Genomic DNA, 14,056 nt, shown 5'->3' with positions numbered 1-14,056 from the left:
TTCAGGGATCGATGGCGACCTCCCAGAGTGCATGCGCGTAGCCCAGTGGCTGGATCCACTGCTTCTTCATTGCACTTTCCCACTCGTTGGCGATATCGCGGCTGGTCTGGCCGGTGAGCGAAGACTTGAACGGGAAAGCGGGCGTCCACCAGACTTCCGAACTCATACCCTCCCCAAGCCGTCCCATCGCCTCGACGCCCGAAGGGAAGAGGAGGGCTGCGGCCACGGTGACGACCTTGGGATGGAATTTCTGCTGACTGCACTGCGTGATGAAGGTCTTCAGGTCGGAGACATAGGCGATGCCGCCGACAATATCGCAGCCACCGCTTTTATAATCGGAAATCTGTGCGGAGAAGTCGTTCGTTCGTGGCTGAAACATGCTTGGCACAATGGTTTTGAACCCGGCCTTTTCCACCGACGGCGGCAAACCGTAGTTGCGGTTACCCCAGGTTTCCCCGTCTGCATTGCGGGGAAACAGCATGCCCACGTCCCTGTTGGTGTCGATCGACTGCCAAAGCCCCACAAATGTGGCAAGCGCGTCCTCAAGACCCCAGAAGAAATGATAGGTCCAGTCGAACGGTTTCTTGTCGCCGCCGCGCGGCATGACGTAGGCCTGCCAGGGTGCTGCCGAGGAAATGCTTGCGACACCGTTGAGTTCGGCCTGATCCGCGGCCGGGTTGATGACATCTGTCGTAGAGGCGGGAATGAGAAGCTGGACATTATCATTCAGGATGAGTTCGCCAGCAATCTCGGCAGATTTGTTCGGATCGGACTGGGCGTCACGGACAAGGATTTCGACATCATAAGTCTTGCCGTTGTTCTGGATACCGTTGGCCAGCAGTGTCTTGATTTTCTCCACGGTATAACCATCGGCCTCGCCGAAGGGTGACAGTGGACCAGTCAGCGGACTGATGAAACCGATCTTGATCTTGCCGCCCGACGCCCTTGTGAGCCCCGGCATGGCAAGTGTGGCCGCCGCCGCGCCCATGGTTTTAAGCGCGCTGCGGCGCGAGAGCCGCATCTGCCTGATACCTTCGATGATTGTATTCATGTTCTCCTCCCTTTTGTTTTTGGAAAAGGCAGCATCGGTCATCTCCTCCACGACCGATGCTGCCGTGCACTAACCGGCGGGACGCAAATGCAGTCCGCCGTCGATAACCATCTGCGCGCCGGTGACGTAGGACGAGGCCGGGGAAGCCAGATAGAGCGCGAGCCCTTTTATTTCCGAGGTATCGGCGATGCGGCGCAGCACCGACCATTTTTGGAAAGCTTCGCGATCCTCCACATTGCGCAGTCGACCGCCGGCGATATTGGTGATGAAGGGACCCGGCGCGATCGCGTTGACGAGGATGTTATATCGTCCAAGCTCCATTGCCGCCTGTCGCACCAGATGGGCGACGCCTGCCTTGGCGGGCATGTAGGGTGTGCCGACGATGCCATCGTTGTAGAGCGCTGCGCAAGACGAGGTCGCAATGATGCGGCCTCCTCCGTTCTGTTTCATGTAACGGGCGGCAAGCTTGATTGTGTTGAAGACGCTGGTCAGATTGGTCGCGATGACCTTGTCCCAGTGCCCGTCGTCGAGATTGTCGATTTCTCCAAGCGGATTGCGCTCGCCTTCGGCGGTCAGAAAGCCCGGTCCCGCATCGATCCCCGCATTGGCGAAGACGATATCGATACTGCCGTGCTCCCTCACGACACCGGCAAATGCTTCCTCCATGTTTGTGCGGTCGGTTACGTCGACGACCTGTCCCCAAATATTGCCGCCCCAGACATTACCGCCGGCCCGGCGCATGTCCTCGATCGTCCGATCCAGTTCGAGGCGGTTAATGTCGAAAAGGCAGACTTTCGCGCCGTTTTCGGCCAGCACTTCAGCATAAGCGCGACCAAGGCCGCTGGCCGCACCCGTCACGATGGCCGACTTTCCGGCCACATTGAACATTTCCTGCAATGACATGTTGGCAATCCGTTATCCAGAGAACGCGTCAGATGAACATTTCCTGATTTATCGGGATGCCTTTTTCTTCGCAGTAGCTCGTGTAGTGATTGATGAACCAGAACACGTCGGCGGTGAAATCGTAGTTGCCTTTGTCGTCGAAGAACTCGATGGGCCCGTTGATCCAGAAGATGGCCTTCACGCCGTTCGGATCATCGGAGAAAAGCGTATGGTCCGTACCCGGCAGCTCGTAAACGAAATCACCGGGACGGGCGACCCAGCTATATTCATGATAGGCAAAGGAGCCTTCCAGCGTTAATGCGGAGACCACTCCGCGATGGCGGTGCGTGCCGATCCGGCCGCCGCCTTTTACCCACAGGATGTTGGCGACGGAATTTGTCCGCACGTCAAAACAGAAATGCTTGATAGCGGCGCTGTCGCCGAAGGGAACCCAGGGATTTAGGTCGTCGTCTCCAGGAATATGGGCACCCTCACGCGCATATTTAAGGATTGTCTGATGATGTGGTTCTTCTGGAAGTTTGACGATTTGCGCCGGTGTGCTCATAGAAATCTCCTCCCGATTTTTAATGGCTCAGTATGTAGGGGCAGTCTGGAATTCGCCATCGAAGAGGGTCAACACAATAATCCTCCAAATTTCCTGGAGCCCTAATTTCAGTAGTCAAAGTATTGATTTTTAATATTAAAAATCGTCATTGCAGTGCAATGAGAGACGCCTCGATTTACTCTTCAAGAATTTTGATTTTATCAAATGATAAATTCGTTATGATGATTTCATCAATTGCCTGTCTTGCATTCAGTCGCGCCAGATTTTTAGGCATGGGAGGGTAGATGAAGATCAACGGCGATCAGGAGGCGCTTCTCGACAGGGGCGGGCATCCCACGTTGCGGGAACTTCTGGCTCATCTCGTGTTCAACCCCGTTAATGGCGTCCTGCGTCTCGGCAATACGCGGATGGTGTTGCAAAGAACGAGCTTCCTCAGTCATTTGCGGGAAGAGATCGTACGCAATTACGGACGCGAGGACGCGTTCGCCTTGCTTATCCGGCTGGGCTTTCAGGCGGGCGTGGAGGATTCACGCTTCGTGCAGGCATCATGGCCCAACATCGATCCCGGCGATGCATTTACCGCCGGCACACGGCTGCATACCGTGAGCGGCATCACGCGTGTGGAGACCGTCCACAACGATTTTGATTTCAAGAAAGGCAAGTTTTCCGGCGAATTTTTATGGCACGAGAGCGCCGAAGCCTCCGAGCATCGGAAACATTATGGTGATGCGACCGAGCCGGTCTGCTGGTCGCTTGTCGGTTATGCCTCGGGCTATGCCACACATTCGCTCGGCAAGCTGATCGTCTACAAGGAAACCGAATGCAAGGCGATGGGGCACAAGCATTGCAGGGTCGTGGGAAAACCCGCGGATGCGTGGGGCGAAAACGACCCGGCTGTGCAACTGTTTCGGCGACAAATCATGCCGCGCTATCTGAGCGAGGAAATCCAGTCGCGTGCTGCAAGGCCCAAACCTCTACCCTCGAAGTTTGACGCTTCCGCACGATCTCGATCTGGTTGTCCTGGCGCCCGTACGCGACCAGATCGAAGCCTCCGCGCGCTCAAGCTTCCCGGTCACGATTTCCGGACCTGTCGGCAGCGGAAAAAGTATCGCGGCCAATCATATTGCAAGTCTTGCCGCCCCGGGCGGCAAGTTGCCCGAATGGGCATCGGGCCACGGTATGACGCTTGCAATGTTGCGCGCGCTGCTTTTGCCTCCTGCAACACGATCGGGCAGGAAACATGTCGTTTTATTGCAGGATGTCGAACATCTTGACGCGGCATGCCAGGCTTTTCTTGAGAACCACCTGCGCTCTGCAAGCGAGGCAGCGCGGCAAACCCTCTTGATCATCCTGACTGAAGCGACGCCGGCTGCTTTTGCCTCCGATCCGCGCATGCGCCCCGCTCTTCGCCGCATCCTCTCGAGGAGGCCGATCATGATGCCATCCCTCAGCGCGCGACGGGATGAGATTGCCGTAATCGCCTTGGCATTAAAGGACGTCGTCGCAGAAAAATTGGACGTCCCGGTTCGCGATCTCGATGCAACTGCGCTGGCGAGGCTGGCCAGCTTGCCCATGCCGGAAAACCTGGTGTCTCTTGAGGCCGTTCTTGCCAATGCACAGCTGGAAGTCTCCCCTCTCAAGGCGATCAATGCTGCTGCTATCGCAAGAGCGGACGCGTTGTCTTCGTCAGGCAACCTACACGATGTCTGGAATGGCAAGCTGCAGTCCATGGCTGAAGCCGCAATTGAGACAGACGGTTTTGAACTCGAACAATTAAACCAGTTATTCTATCAGCTTGCGATTGATCGGGCGGATGGAAATGTGGCCAAAGCGGCGCAATTGCTGGGCTTGACCCGGCCACAACTCGCATACAGGCTTCGGGGTCGGGAGGCCTGAAAAAGATGGGCGCCCGGTGAAATTTTACGGTCGCTTCCGAAAGGGAAAGATCGCGGACGGTCCCAAAATCGTGCAGTGAGCTAGGAAAGATTTGTTGCCGGTCCATCCAGATTTGTTGGAGACCAAACAAAAGAGAGGCATCTATGTCCAACAGGGTTTTGATCGTCACGGGGGGATCACGCGGCATTGGTGCAGCGACATCCGAGCTGGCTGCTCAACGAGGCTATGCTGTTCTTGTCAACTACGTGGGAAATTCCGCAGCGGCTGAGGCGCTCTGCGCAAAAATACATAATGCCAGCGGCACAGCCTTATCTATACAGGCCGATGTCTCGCAAGAGGCTGATATTGATCGCATCTTTGAGGCCGCAGACCGGATGGGCCGTCTGGCAGGGCTGGTCAACAATGCTGGCGTGGTTGATGCGGCAGCTCGGGTCGAAGATTTTGACTTCGATCGGCTCTCGCGGATGTTTTCGATCAACACTTTGGGCACCATTCTCTGTTCAGGCCGCGCTGTAAGGCGCTTGTCCACGCGGCATGGTGGTCAGGGTGGAAGTATTGTTAATGTGACATCCGCTGCCGCGAAGCTCGGCTCGCCTGGCACTTACGTAGATTACGCGGCATCCAAAGGGGCAATAGACACCTTTACCGTCGGGATGGCGCTCGAAGTTGCGGCCGAAGGCATACGCGTGAATGGTGTCTGCCCCGGAATCATAGATACCGACATTCATGCCTCGGGCGGCGACCCGGGGCGAGCTGCTCGCATGGCTCGCGACTTGCCTATGGGTCGAACCGGTACGGCTCTGGAGGTAGCTCAGGCCATATTATGGCTGATATCGGACGAAGCAAGCTACACCACCGGATCAGTGATTAATGTAGCGGGCGGGCGCGGGATACTCCCCTGAAAATCACAGCTACGCGGGACGATGCGCGACATTCGCCATCCACCGGGCTAGGAGGGTATTTGGTTATAATGCTGCCGCAATTATTGCTGCCTACTGTCCATCCAATGCGATCAGCAACGGAGATAGCATTGTGGGCAACCGACACCATCCAGCAACGATTTATTCCGAACAAAAGAGCGTGATCAAGCAGCAAACCGGACTGGTGTGGCTTGTCTTTCCCACGGTCGCGCTGCTTGCCAGCTGCACATCCGTTCCCCTGAAGGAGGGAGGGACACTCACCTCCTATAATCATCTTAGCCCGGCCAAGGGCAAGTTCACTAAATCCCGCATGTTTGTCGACACGACAGGACTGGCGCAGGTCAAAACCGTGTCGATTGTACCGACGACGTTTTCCTTCGATGCGGCATCGAGAATCAAGTTGCCGCAAGACAGGGCGCTCGTCTCTAACGCTCTCGACCGTGCCATTTGCGTCGCCCTCAGCGACAAGTACCAGATCGTCTCACCTGGACAGCCCGCCGATCTCTCCCTCCATACGGTCGTGACCGATGTCGTTCCCACAAACAAGACGATGGCTGGTGTCTCGACTGCGGTTTCGCTTGGAAGCAGCTTTGCGCTTCCGGTCAGCATTCCGCGTCTTCCAGCCGGTCTGGGTGGACTGGCGGTCGAAGCGGAGGCGATAGACAGTACCGGCACACAGCGCGCCGCAGTCGTCTGGTCGAAGGGCGCCAACTCCCTGACCAACAAGGCGCGCGTGTCCGAAGTCGGGGACGCCTACAGTCTGGCTGCGAACTTCGGAAAATATTTCTCCCGCATGCTTGTCAGCGGCAAGGAGCCAAAGGGGCTCGATCTCTCAATACCATCTGGCCAACGAATAAACTCCGCGCTTGGCGGCAAACCTAAATACGCCGCCTGCGACGCTTTCGGGCGGTCTCCAGGCCTTATGGGAATAGTTGCGGATAAGGTTGGCGCACCGCCCGGTTGGACGGACAGGCAACCGAAGCCCGCAATGCAATAGACTTTGACCCGGTGTTGATGTGTTCAAGCGCTTGAACACATCAAAGCCACGCCGGCAAACCGGCGAGGTTCACCGGACGATCAGGGTCAAAGAAGACTTCCCCTGCGGCCCATCAGGCTCAACAGGATCAGGGGCAGGGCGGTCGTAATCATGATGGTGATGAACGCCATCGCCATGCCAAGCCCGATTGAGCCTTGTTCGAATTGACGCCAGATATAGGTCGAAATCGTCGCCACACCGACTGGTGCCACCACACTCGAAGCGACCAGTTCGCGTGTTGCGACCGCAAAGACGAGGAGCATTGAAGCCATCAGGCTCGGCATGATCAAAGGAAGAAGGATGCGGCGTAACGCGGTCAGGGGCGAGGCGCCAAACACACGCGCAGCAGCCTCCAGATTGTCGCCGATCTGGTGAAAGGCAGCTGTGGAATAACGCACCGGCTGCGGCAGCAGGATACAGCAATAGGCAAGAAGCAGGATCAGTACGGTATTGTACGGCGTGATCGCCAGCCACGGCTGGTTCCAGGCGAGGATCAGACCAACCGCGACGACAATTCCCGGCAGGGCGTTAGGCAGGATTGTCAGCGCGTCCAGCAGCCCGCGCCCGCGCATTTTGCTTTTCACAACCGCATAGGCAGAGAGTGCGCCAAGGATCCCTGTTACGATCGCAGCCGCGAGCCCCAGACTTAGACTGGTTCCCAACGCCCTGAGCGCCCCGGAACTGTCTGCGAGGATGGCCGTGAAATTCGACAGGCCCAGATTGGACCAGCGAAGTCCCCCTGAAATCGTGCGTGACGAAGCGGTGGCGAGGATCGCCAGTAACGGCAGCCCAGTGGCAACGAGTGCGACCAGCGCAAAGACGCCAACCACGGGGATGCGCAAAAGACCCAGGTCTCGCTTCGCGCTTTCCTGGGGTTTTCCGGTGGTGGTCTGATAGGATCGGCGCATCAGTATCCAGCGCTGCAAAAGGAACGCGCTGAAAGAAAGGGCCACCAGTACCAGGGACAGGATGGCGGCGCCCGGCAGATCTATCGGCCAGTCGGAAACTCTCAGGTCGATTGCGGTCACCAGCACCTGGAACCCGGCGCGGCCACCGAGGGCAGCGGGTGTGCCGTATTCCTCGATTGCCATGGCGAACACAAGGAGCAGACTTGCCGCAAGGCCTGGAGTAGAAAGCGGCAACGTGATCCGCCAGAAGGCTCGCGCCGAGCTGGCGCCAAAGACACGGGCGACATCGGCATAGCGGGAACCGACGGTTTCCACCGTGCGCGAAACGGCAAAATAAACCACCGGGAAGGTGTTCAGCGTCATGACAAAGACGATGCCGGGGACCGAAAACAGAAAGGTCGCAAGGTCGAACCCGGCAATTTGCGACAGGTAGCCCCTTGGCTGCAATGTCATGATCCAGCCGAGCGTGGCGATGTAGGGCGGGATCATGAAGGGGATCAGGAAAAGGACATCCCATATCACCGCACCGGGGACCCGGAACAGAGCGCGCAGGACGGCAAGCGGCACCGCGATCAGTGCTGACAAGGCCACGACCAGCGCGCCCAGCACCAACGTGTTCAGCGTCATATCTATAAGTTTGGGATCGCCGAGCGTGGAAGCCAACATCGAGAACGGCGCGGCCAATGAGCCGCGCCCCAACTCGGGAAATATCGCCTGCAAGACAATGAAGAGGAAAGGCACGGCAACCACGAGGATCAACCCGGCCGCCGAGATGATGACGGAAGGGCTAACCCCTTCTTTTGCGCGTGCCATGGATTTTCCTTACTTCTTAAAGGCCTTACCGAAGGTTTCCAGCGTTTCGGCGCGCTTTCCGTAGACGGCGCCGGCATCGACCGGAAGTATCTTCAGATCGGCGATCAGCGGGCGCGCGGCGGCCACATCGGCGCGTGCCGGCATCAGGTTTTCACCCGCGACGATGGCCTGCCCCGCATCCGAGAGGATGTAGTCGACAAATTTCTTTGCCTCGTCCTGGTGCTTCGACCAGTTCATGATCATTACCGGACGCGGCGCGATCACAGTGCCGGACTCGGGGAAGATTACCTCAATTTGCTCACCCTTCGCCTTGCCGTTCAGCGAGATATAGTCGACCGCACCGAAGACGGCAGCCTTGGCTCCTTGAAGAACCGGGTTCAGCGCTTCGGCATTGGCTCCCGCAACTATTGCGCCGTTCGCGGAAAGCGCTTCGAAAAGCTTCCAGCCTTGGGTGCCCGAAAGCGCCGCAACCAGTTCGAAGCTGGCACCCGACTGCGCAGGGTCGGGCAGGTTTACCAAATCCTTGTATTCGGGCTTGGCCAAATCGGCCCATTCCTTGGGCTTCGGTGTCCCCGAAGTCGGGTTCCAGGCGATGGCGAGGGCTGATACACCCTGCGCGACGGCAGTATCTGTCTTCAGAAAATCCGGAACGGTTGCCGCATTCGGGCTTGTATAGGGCACCAGCCACCCACGCTTGTTGAAGTCGGTCGCGGTATCCCACGAAGCGGAGATCAGGACGTCCACAACCGGGTTGGCGGCTTCGGCGTCGATCCGGGCCATCACCTTGCCAGTGGTTGCCTGGAAAGTATCGACCTTGATGCCGGTTTCCGCCGTGAAGCCACCTGCGAGCTTGTCGATCAGCGATGCCGGACCTGCTGTATAGACTTTAATGTCCGCCAAGGCTGCGCCAGCGGCAAATAGGGTCGCGGCGGCAACACCGGCGCGGATTGTGTTTTTCAGCATGAGATAACCTCAGTAAATCGGGGCCAGCGTCTGCGGTGGAAACCAGCGCAAACGTTCGGAGATAATCTCCAACCCGACGCGCTCCCCTATGCGCGGGCGGATATTGCTTGAAATCTGAAGGTTTTGTTTTTCTGGCCCATCCAGACGGACGTTAACCGAGTAGGCCGTATCGCGATAATGAATGGCTGTTATGACACCACTCAGCACGGCCGCATCGATTGGGGCGACCCGAAGCGCGCGGGGCGTGACCAGCACTTCTGCCGCGGGTATATCCGGCCCCCCGAGTTGGCCAAGTGTACGATGGCCGAGCATCCAATCTGCACCCGTTCGGGCAAGGGACAGAACCGTGCCAAGGCGCAGGAATTCGGCGACTTTGGGACTTGCCGGTTGCTCTACCAGCTGGTCAGGCGCCGCAAGTTGGACGATCTGCCCGGCGTCCATCACCGCCACTTTATCGGCAAGCGTCAACGCTTCGGACTGATCGTGCGTCACGTAGATTGCTGTCAGTCCAAGGCTGCCAATCAGAGTGCCAAGTTCTTCAACCATCGTTTCACGAAGTTCGCGGTCGAGGTTCGATAGTGGCTCATCGAAAAGGACGATTTTCGGCTCCGCCACGATGGCACGCGCGATCGCAACACGCTGCTGTTGGCCGCCGGACAAAGCCGATGGGGAACGGGCAGCCATTGCCCCCAAGCCCACACGCTCCAGGGCCGCTTTAGTGCGGTGCTCACGCTCCGCCCTGCCGACCCTCGCCATTTCCAGCGGAAACGCCACGTTTCCAGCTACCGTGAGATGTGGCCAGAGCGCATAGTCCTGGAACACCATTCCGAGGCCACGCTTTTCCGGCGGCAAGAATACATTCGGACCGGCGACGCAGCATCCGTCGATGGATACTTCACCGGAACTGGGAGCGAGCAGCCCTGCGACCAGTCGCAGTAGCGTAGTCTTACCGCAACCGGAGGGACCAAGCAGTGCCAGCGTCTGCCCCGCAACCAGCGAAAAATCTATTCCGCGCAGTATCTGCGCATCGCCATAGGCCAGACGCAAGGCCTGCGTCGAGACGGCGGAAGATGATTTGTGCAAGGTATCGGGCATCAGGAAAGATTATCAATTCATTGAGTTACGCGTTCCTAATGCAGGCACATGAAGCTTTCGTGACAAGGGCGTCGTTGAGGCATTTAACTGCAAGTTGCAGGCAAATATCTGAACGCGCGTGAGCGCGCTGATGCCGGCGCAAACGCGCCGCATGCAGCGCAGCGATGGGTCTGTCTCCATCTATGCAACGCTGCATGCAGCCATTCTATTTCATTGCGAACCGATTTGAGATTTCGGGAGGCGCAACGATGAGGTGGCCAGAGGCAGTGCCGTCACAACCACCGGTACGATCAATGCCGACCATGCTGAGCCATAGCCGAAATGGTCGACCAGAAGCCCGAACAGGTAGGGACCAATTGCCATGACCGCCAGACAAATCGTCGAAGCGAAGGCGATTGTCGATGCTATCGAACCTTTAGGCGCGCTTTCCGCGATTTGCAGAAGGTAAAGCGGAAACCATCCGATCCCGAATATCCCCAAGATGACCAGCACGAAGAGGGTTATGGGCAGAGGAATGCCGACGGGGAGAGCTGCAAGGACTGCGGCAGCGCCCGCGGCAATGATCGACACCCGACCGAAGGATTGGCTGCGAAGACCGGGCCGGAAGCGATCGCTGATCCAAGGCAGCAGAATACGGCCCGGAATACCCGCAAGTTGCGTTCCGGCAAACATCGACGATGCGACAAACAGACCAAGTCCTAACCCGTCTGCCATGAACCCGATAACGTGCGCCGTGAGGGTAAACTGAAACGCAGACATGGCAATACCGAGCCGCAACACTGGCCAGAAATCAGGATTCTGCCCGACAATGCGGGCGAGTTTCGCCAAAGGAAGCGGGCGCTCGGTTTTCGCGGCGACATCGCTTCCTTCGCGGTACAGTCCCCAGAAAAGTACCGCACCTGCCACGGAAACACCGGCGCAAAGCCAGGCCGCGGCATGCCATCCGTAACGAACCGCCATGAGCGGAAGAAGAGCGGCGGCGATCATCGTTCCGAAGGGAACCGCCGCCTGTCGAAACCCTGTTGCTATGCCGCGTTTGGCGGGCGGGAACCAGCGCATGATTGCTCTTGTGCCGCCCGGCTGGACAGCCGCATAGGTGCCGCCCAGAAACGCGATGCAAACGAGGAGTGCAGGCAGGCTGTTTGCAAATATCGCCGCGCAAGCCATCGCGATCGCCATGCCGAGCATGGCAATGCCGACGATGCGGCGTTCGCCATGAATGTCGATGGCGCGGCCGAGCGTGAACATCGTTGCGATCTGGACACCGTTCATGACGGTTACGGCGAGGGACGCAGACGCAAGGGAGACGCCGAAAGCTTCCCGCCAGAAGGGCACGAGAATGTAAATCCCCTGCGAGACGAACGAACCTGCGGTCTGCGTTCCGACGGCCACGGCAAGGACTGCCCAGATCGGGGATCGGCGGGGGCCGTGGGTATGGGGGAGGTTGAGGAAATCTGTGACGACACGGAAAAGCTCCTATCAAGGGTTTCCGTGCAATAGCCCTGCAGAGGACCCGGCAGAATTAGGGGCTTGCACATTTCAGCGATAACAGCTTGTTATGCAAACCATGCGCTCATTGGACCCAGAGGCCGTAGAGGCTTTTCTTCTCGTTGCCGAATTGCAGTCGTTCACACGGGTTGCAGGTGTGATGAATACGACGCAGGCCGCCATATCCCTGCGCTTGCGTCGGCTCGAAGACATGTTGGGGCATCGCCTGGTCGAACGGACACCGCGCCGGGTGCGGTTGACGGCGGCTGGCGAACGTTTTCTGGAACCCGCGCGTGCCTATGTCGCTGCCGGCCGTCGTGCCCTTGATGTGTTTGGGCAGGAGCCGACGCGTCTGGCGATCGGTGTCACGCATCATCTGATCGGAGCCGACCTGCCGCGGATACTTCGGGTCATCAGCGAGCGTGAAACGAGTGTTACGCTTCATCTTCGCACCGCCGGCACAAGGACGCTGCTTGAGCTTTACGATGCTGGCGAACTCGATGCGATCATCGTGCTGCGGCACGATGATATCCGGAGAGACGGCGAGTTTCTGTTTCAGGAGAGCTTTGGCTGGTACTGCGCAGCAGACTTTGACCTGCAGGCAAACGTGCCGGTGCCACTCGTGCTTCAACCGGCGCCTTGCAACTTGCGGGCCATGGCCCTTAGGGCGCTGGATACTGCCAGTATTGCCTGGCGCGAAGTGTTCGTCGGGACCGGGGCAACGGCGGTGGGTGCCGCTGCCGAAGCCGGCATCGGCGTCGCGCTGCTGGCGCAAAGTGCAGCTCCCGCTGGGGTGGAGGAGGTGAGGGGGCGCATGCTCCCGGAACTTCCCAAGCTCGACGTCGTGATGATTTCCACTGTCACGGGCGACTATGGGAATTCCGTGCTCCGACGGATCACGCGCGCATTTCGATCATCCTGATGTGGCGGGCGGCGATGTTTTCACTGCCAAAGCCAATATTGTGGTTGAAGTATCGACGGCGGGAGCCGCTTTTTTGCAATCTAAAGAATAGGGCGACAAAGGCGACAAGATTTGATAGATTAAAGCTAACCGGTTGCGGTCTGACGCGCGGGTAAAAATCACCTGACGTCCTTATGCCGCCAGCCGGATCATGGCGCAGGAGGAGACATGCTATGACGGCATTCCATGTCATGGCCGGAGCGAGCGGTGAGTTCACACGCCCGGAAGTCCGGAGGATAAGTATCGCGGATCTTGTGGATGTACTGAAGTCGGGGCTTGATGACTTCAAAGAGAAACCGTCCCACTATGTCTTTATCTGTCTTATGTATCCGATCGCGGGTGTTTTTCTGGTCGCGTGGAGTTCGGGCGCCAATCTGCTGCCGTTGATTTATCCCTTGATGTCAGGTTTTGCGCTGATCGGTCCAATTGCGGCCATCGGCCTTTATGAAATCAGCCGACGACGCGAGCAGGGGCTGGATAGCTCATGGCGTCACGCGCTGGAGGTTCGTCACTCTCCGGCAATGCCGTCTATCCTTGCCGTCGGTGTCATGCTGTTTGTGCTTTTCGTCGCCTGGCTGATTGTTGCGCAGCACCTCTACACCACGACTTTCGATGCGGCTGGTCCAGCCTCGATCTCAACGTTTCTGTCGGACGTGTTCACGACCCCGCAGGGCCTCTCCCTTATGATCTGGGGGAACCTGGCCGGCTTCGTTTTCGCGGTTATCGTGCTGGCAACAACGGTGGTGGCTTTCCCGCTGCTGCTCGATCGGGATGTCGGCGCAGTCGCGGCCGTGGATGCGAGCATACGCGCCACGCTTGCCAATCCAGTACCGGTTGCACTTTGGGGGTTGATCGTCGCTGCACTGCTTGTCGTCGGCACGATCCCGGTTTTTGTCGGCCTTGCGGTCGTCATGCCGATCCTCGGACATTCAACATGGCACCTCTATCGGAAATTGATCGTTCCCGTTCACCCAAACCGCATGCCTTGAATTCATAAGGGAAATCTACCTGTAGATCACCCTCCTTGCCGTTGCGGCCTGCCCGATGGCAGCCGTTTCGGCCGGGATGGCGATGGAGCGCGTGAGGATGCCATGTTGTATCGTTTTCTTGCCGTCTGTCTGCTTTTCACCGTTGCTATCCCGTTTGAAGTGCGCGCGCAGGAGGGTGACCCTGCCGCAGGCGCCACCATTTTCAAGAAATGCGGAATTTGCCATGTAGCGGAAACGGACCAGAACAAGGTCGGGCCCTCTCTGAATGGCCTGTTTGGCAGAACCGCCGGAACGCATCCGAATTTCGCCTATTCGCAGGCAATGCAGGATGCGGGCAAGGCCGGCCTCATATGGAGCGAGACATCACTCCGCGACTACCTGCACGACCCCAAGGCTAAGGTGAAGGGCACGAAAATGGCCTTTGCCGGGCTGAAGGACGACACCGATATTACCAATCTGATCGCCTATCTGAAGCAGTACTCCAAATAG

12 protein-coding genes and 2 pseudogenes are annotated in these 14,056 nt (G+C 58.1%); 7 read left to right on the top strand and 7 right to left on the bottom strand.

Annotation, left to right across the window (positions count from 1 at the left end; translation table 11 throughout):
* Window position 1 precedes the first annotated feature (1 nt).
* From RBH10_RS02305 to RBH10_RS02295, 3 genes are all read right to left on the bottom strand, one after another.
* A complete protein-coding gene (locus RBH10_RS02305; protein WP_306180401.1) occupies window positions 2–1,051 on the bottom strand; it encodes an ABC transporter substrate-binding protein in 1,050 nt (349 codons plus the stop codon).
* A gap of 69 nt (window positions 1,052–1,120) precedes the next feature.
* Window positions 1,121–1,954, bottom strand: a complete 834-nt coding sequence (locus RBH10_RS02300) for an SDR family NAD(P)-dependent oxidoreductase (protein ID WP_281038470.1) — start codon at window positions 1,952–1,954, stop codon at window positions 1,121–1,123.
* A gap of 28 nt (window positions 1,955–1,982) precedes the next feature.
* Window positions 1,983–2,498, bottom strand: coding sequence for a 2,4'-dihydroxyacetophenone dioxygenase family protein (locus tag RBH10_RS02295; protein ID WP_052675429.1), 516 nt, complete (start codon window positions 2,496–2,498; stop codon window positions 1,983–1,985).
* A 284-nt stretch (window positions 2,499–2,782) separates the two neighbouring features.
* On the opposite strand from RBH10_RS02295, the pseudogene RBH10_RS02290 reads away from it, so the two are divergent.
* The 4 genes and pseudogenes from RBH10_RS02290 to RBH10_RS02275 form a co-directional block, all read left to right on the top strand.
* Window positions 2,783–3,349 (top strand): annotated as a pseudogene (locus tag RBH10_RS02290) (XylR N-terminal domain-containing protein); the annotation flags it as partial.
* 103 nt (window positions 3,350–3,452) lie between these two features.
* Window positions 3,453–4,394: a helix-turn-helix domain-containing protein gene (locus RBH10_RS02285; RefSeq protein ID WP_306180400.1), complete on the top strand. Its 942-nt coding sequence runs from the start codon at window positions 3,453–3,455 to the stop codon at window positions 4,392–4,394.
* 143 nt (window positions 4,395–4,537) lie between these two features.
* On the top strand, window positions 4,538–5,296 hold the full coding sequence (locus tag RBH10_RS02280; RefSeq protein WP_281038472.1) for an SDR family oxidoreductase: 759 nt from the start codon (window positions 4,538–4,540) through the stop codon (window positions 5,294–5,296).
* 181 nt (window positions 5,297–5,477) lie between these two features.
* A complete protein-coding gene (locus RBH10_RS02275) occupies window positions 5,478–6,311 on the top strand; it encodes a DUF3313 domain-containing protein (RefSeq protein WP_372339777.1) in 834 nt (277 codons plus the stop codon).
* A gap of 86 nt (window positions 6,312–6,397) precedes the next feature.
* Here RBH10_RS02275 and RBH10_RS02270 read toward each other — a convergent pair whose 3' ends face one another.
* The 4 genes and pseudogenes from RBH10_RS02270 to RBH10_RS02255 all read right to left on the bottom strand — a co-directional run bounded on the left by RBH10_RS02270 (window position 6,398) and on the right by RBH10_RS02255 (window position 11,595).
* Window positions 6,398–8,071 (bottom strand): iron ABC transporter permease, encoded by a 1,674-nt coding sequence (locus RBH10_RS02270; protein WP_281038474.1) that lies wholly within the window; start codon window positions 8,069–8,071, stop codon window positions 6,398–6,400.
* A gap of 9 nt (window positions 8,072–8,080) precedes the next feature.
* A complete protein-coding gene (locus RBH10_RS02265) occupies window positions 8,081–9,034 on the bottom strand; it encodes an ABC transporter substrate-binding protein (RefSeq protein ID WP_281038475.1) in 954 nt (317 codons plus the stop codon).
* Between the two features lie 9 nt (window positions 9,035–9,043).
* Window positions 9,044–10,129, bottom strand: coding sequence for an ABC transporter ATP-binding protein (locus tag RBH10_RS02260; RefSeq protein ID WP_281038476.1), 1,086 nt, complete (start codon window positions 10,127–10,129; stop codon window positions 9,044–9,046).
* A 210-nt stretch (window positions 10,130–10,339) separates the two neighbouring features.
* A pseudogene (locus tag RBH10_RS02255) lies at window positions 10,340–11,595 on the bottom strand (MFS transporter).
* A 92-nt stretch (window positions 11,596–11,687) separates the two neighbouring features.
* Between RBH10_RS02255 and RBH10_RS02250 the strand changes: the two are divergent.
* From RBH10_RS02250 to RBH10_RS02240, 3 genes are all read left to right on the top strand, one after another.
* Window positions 11,688–12,539, top strand: a complete 852-nt coding sequence (locus tag RBH10_RS02250; protein WP_281038478.1) for a LysR family transcriptional regulator — start codon at window positions 11,688–11,690, stop codon at window positions 12,537–12,539.
* 212 nt (window positions 12,540–12,751) lie between these two features.
* Window positions 12,752–13,567 (top strand): DUF2189 domain-containing protein, encoded by an 816-nt coding sequence (locus RBH10_RS02245; protein ID WP_281038479.1) that lies wholly within the window; start codon window positions 12,752–12,754, stop codon window positions 13,565–13,567.
* A 102-nt stretch (window positions 13,568–13,669) separates the two neighbouring features.
* Window positions 13,670–14,056 carry a cytochrome c family protein gene (locus RBH10_RS02240; protein WP_281038480.1) on the top strand — a complete coding sequence of 129 codons (387 nt, stop codon included), beginning with the start codon at window positions 13,670–13,672 and terminating at the stop codon, window positions 14,054–14,056.

It is taken from the genome of Rhizobium sp. AN73, assembly GCF_030757975.1.
GTDB classification, from domain to species: domain Bacteria; phylum Pseudomonadota; class Alphaproteobacteria; order Rhizobiales; family Rhizobiaceae; genus Agrobacterium; species Agrobacterium arsenijevicii.
The sequence above is the reverse complement of the archived record's forward strand: the minus strand, read 5'-3'. Positions and strand labels throughout refer to the sequence as shown.

What these genes read in the sequence shown, in the direction of transcription:
- RBH10_RS02305 (WP_306180401.1), bottom strand. Translation starts at nt 1,051, where the DNA reads ATGAATACAATCATCGAAGGTATCAGGCAGATGCGGCTCTCGCGCCGC.
- RBH10_RS02300 (WP_281038470.1), bottom strand. Translation starts at nt 1,954, where the DNA reads ATGTCATTGCAGGAAATGTTCAATGTGGCCGGAAAGTCGGCCATCGTG.
- RBH10_RS02295 (WP_052675429.1), bottom strand. Translation starts at nt 2,498, where the DNA reads ATGAGCACACCGGCGCAAATCGTCAAACTTCCAGAAGAACCACATCAT.
- RBH10_RS02280 (WP_281038472.1), top strand. Translation starts at nt 4,538, where the DNA reads ATGTCCAACAGGGTTTTGATCGTCACGGGGGGATCACGCGGCATTGGT.
- RBH10_RS02270 (WP_281038474.1), bottom strand. Translation starts at nt 8,071, where the DNA reads ATGGCACGCGCAAAAGAAGGGGTTAGCCCTTCCGTCATCATCTCGGCG.
- RBH10_RS02265 (WP_281038475.1), bottom strand. Translation starts at nt 9,034, where the DNA reads ATGCTGAAAAACACAATCCGCGCCGGTGTTGCCGCCGCGACCCTATTT.
- RBH10_RS02260 (WP_281038476.1), bottom strand. Translation starts at nt 10,129, where the DNA reads ATGCCCGATACCTTGCACAAATCATCTTCCGCCGTCTCGACGCAGGCC.
- RBH10_RS02250 (WP_281038478.1), top strand. Translation starts at nt 11,688, where the DNA reads ATGCAAACCATGCGCTCATTGGACCCAGAGGCCGTAGAGGCTTTTCTT.
- RBH10_RS02245 (WP_281038479.1), top strand. Translation starts at nt 12,752, where the DNA reads ATGACGGCATTCCATGTCATGGCCGGAGCGAGCGGTGAGTTCACACGC.
- RBH10_RS02240 (WP_281038480.1), top strand. Translation starts at nt 13,670, where the DNA reads ATGTTGTATCGTTTTCTTGCCGTCTGTCTGCTTTTCACCGTTGCTATC.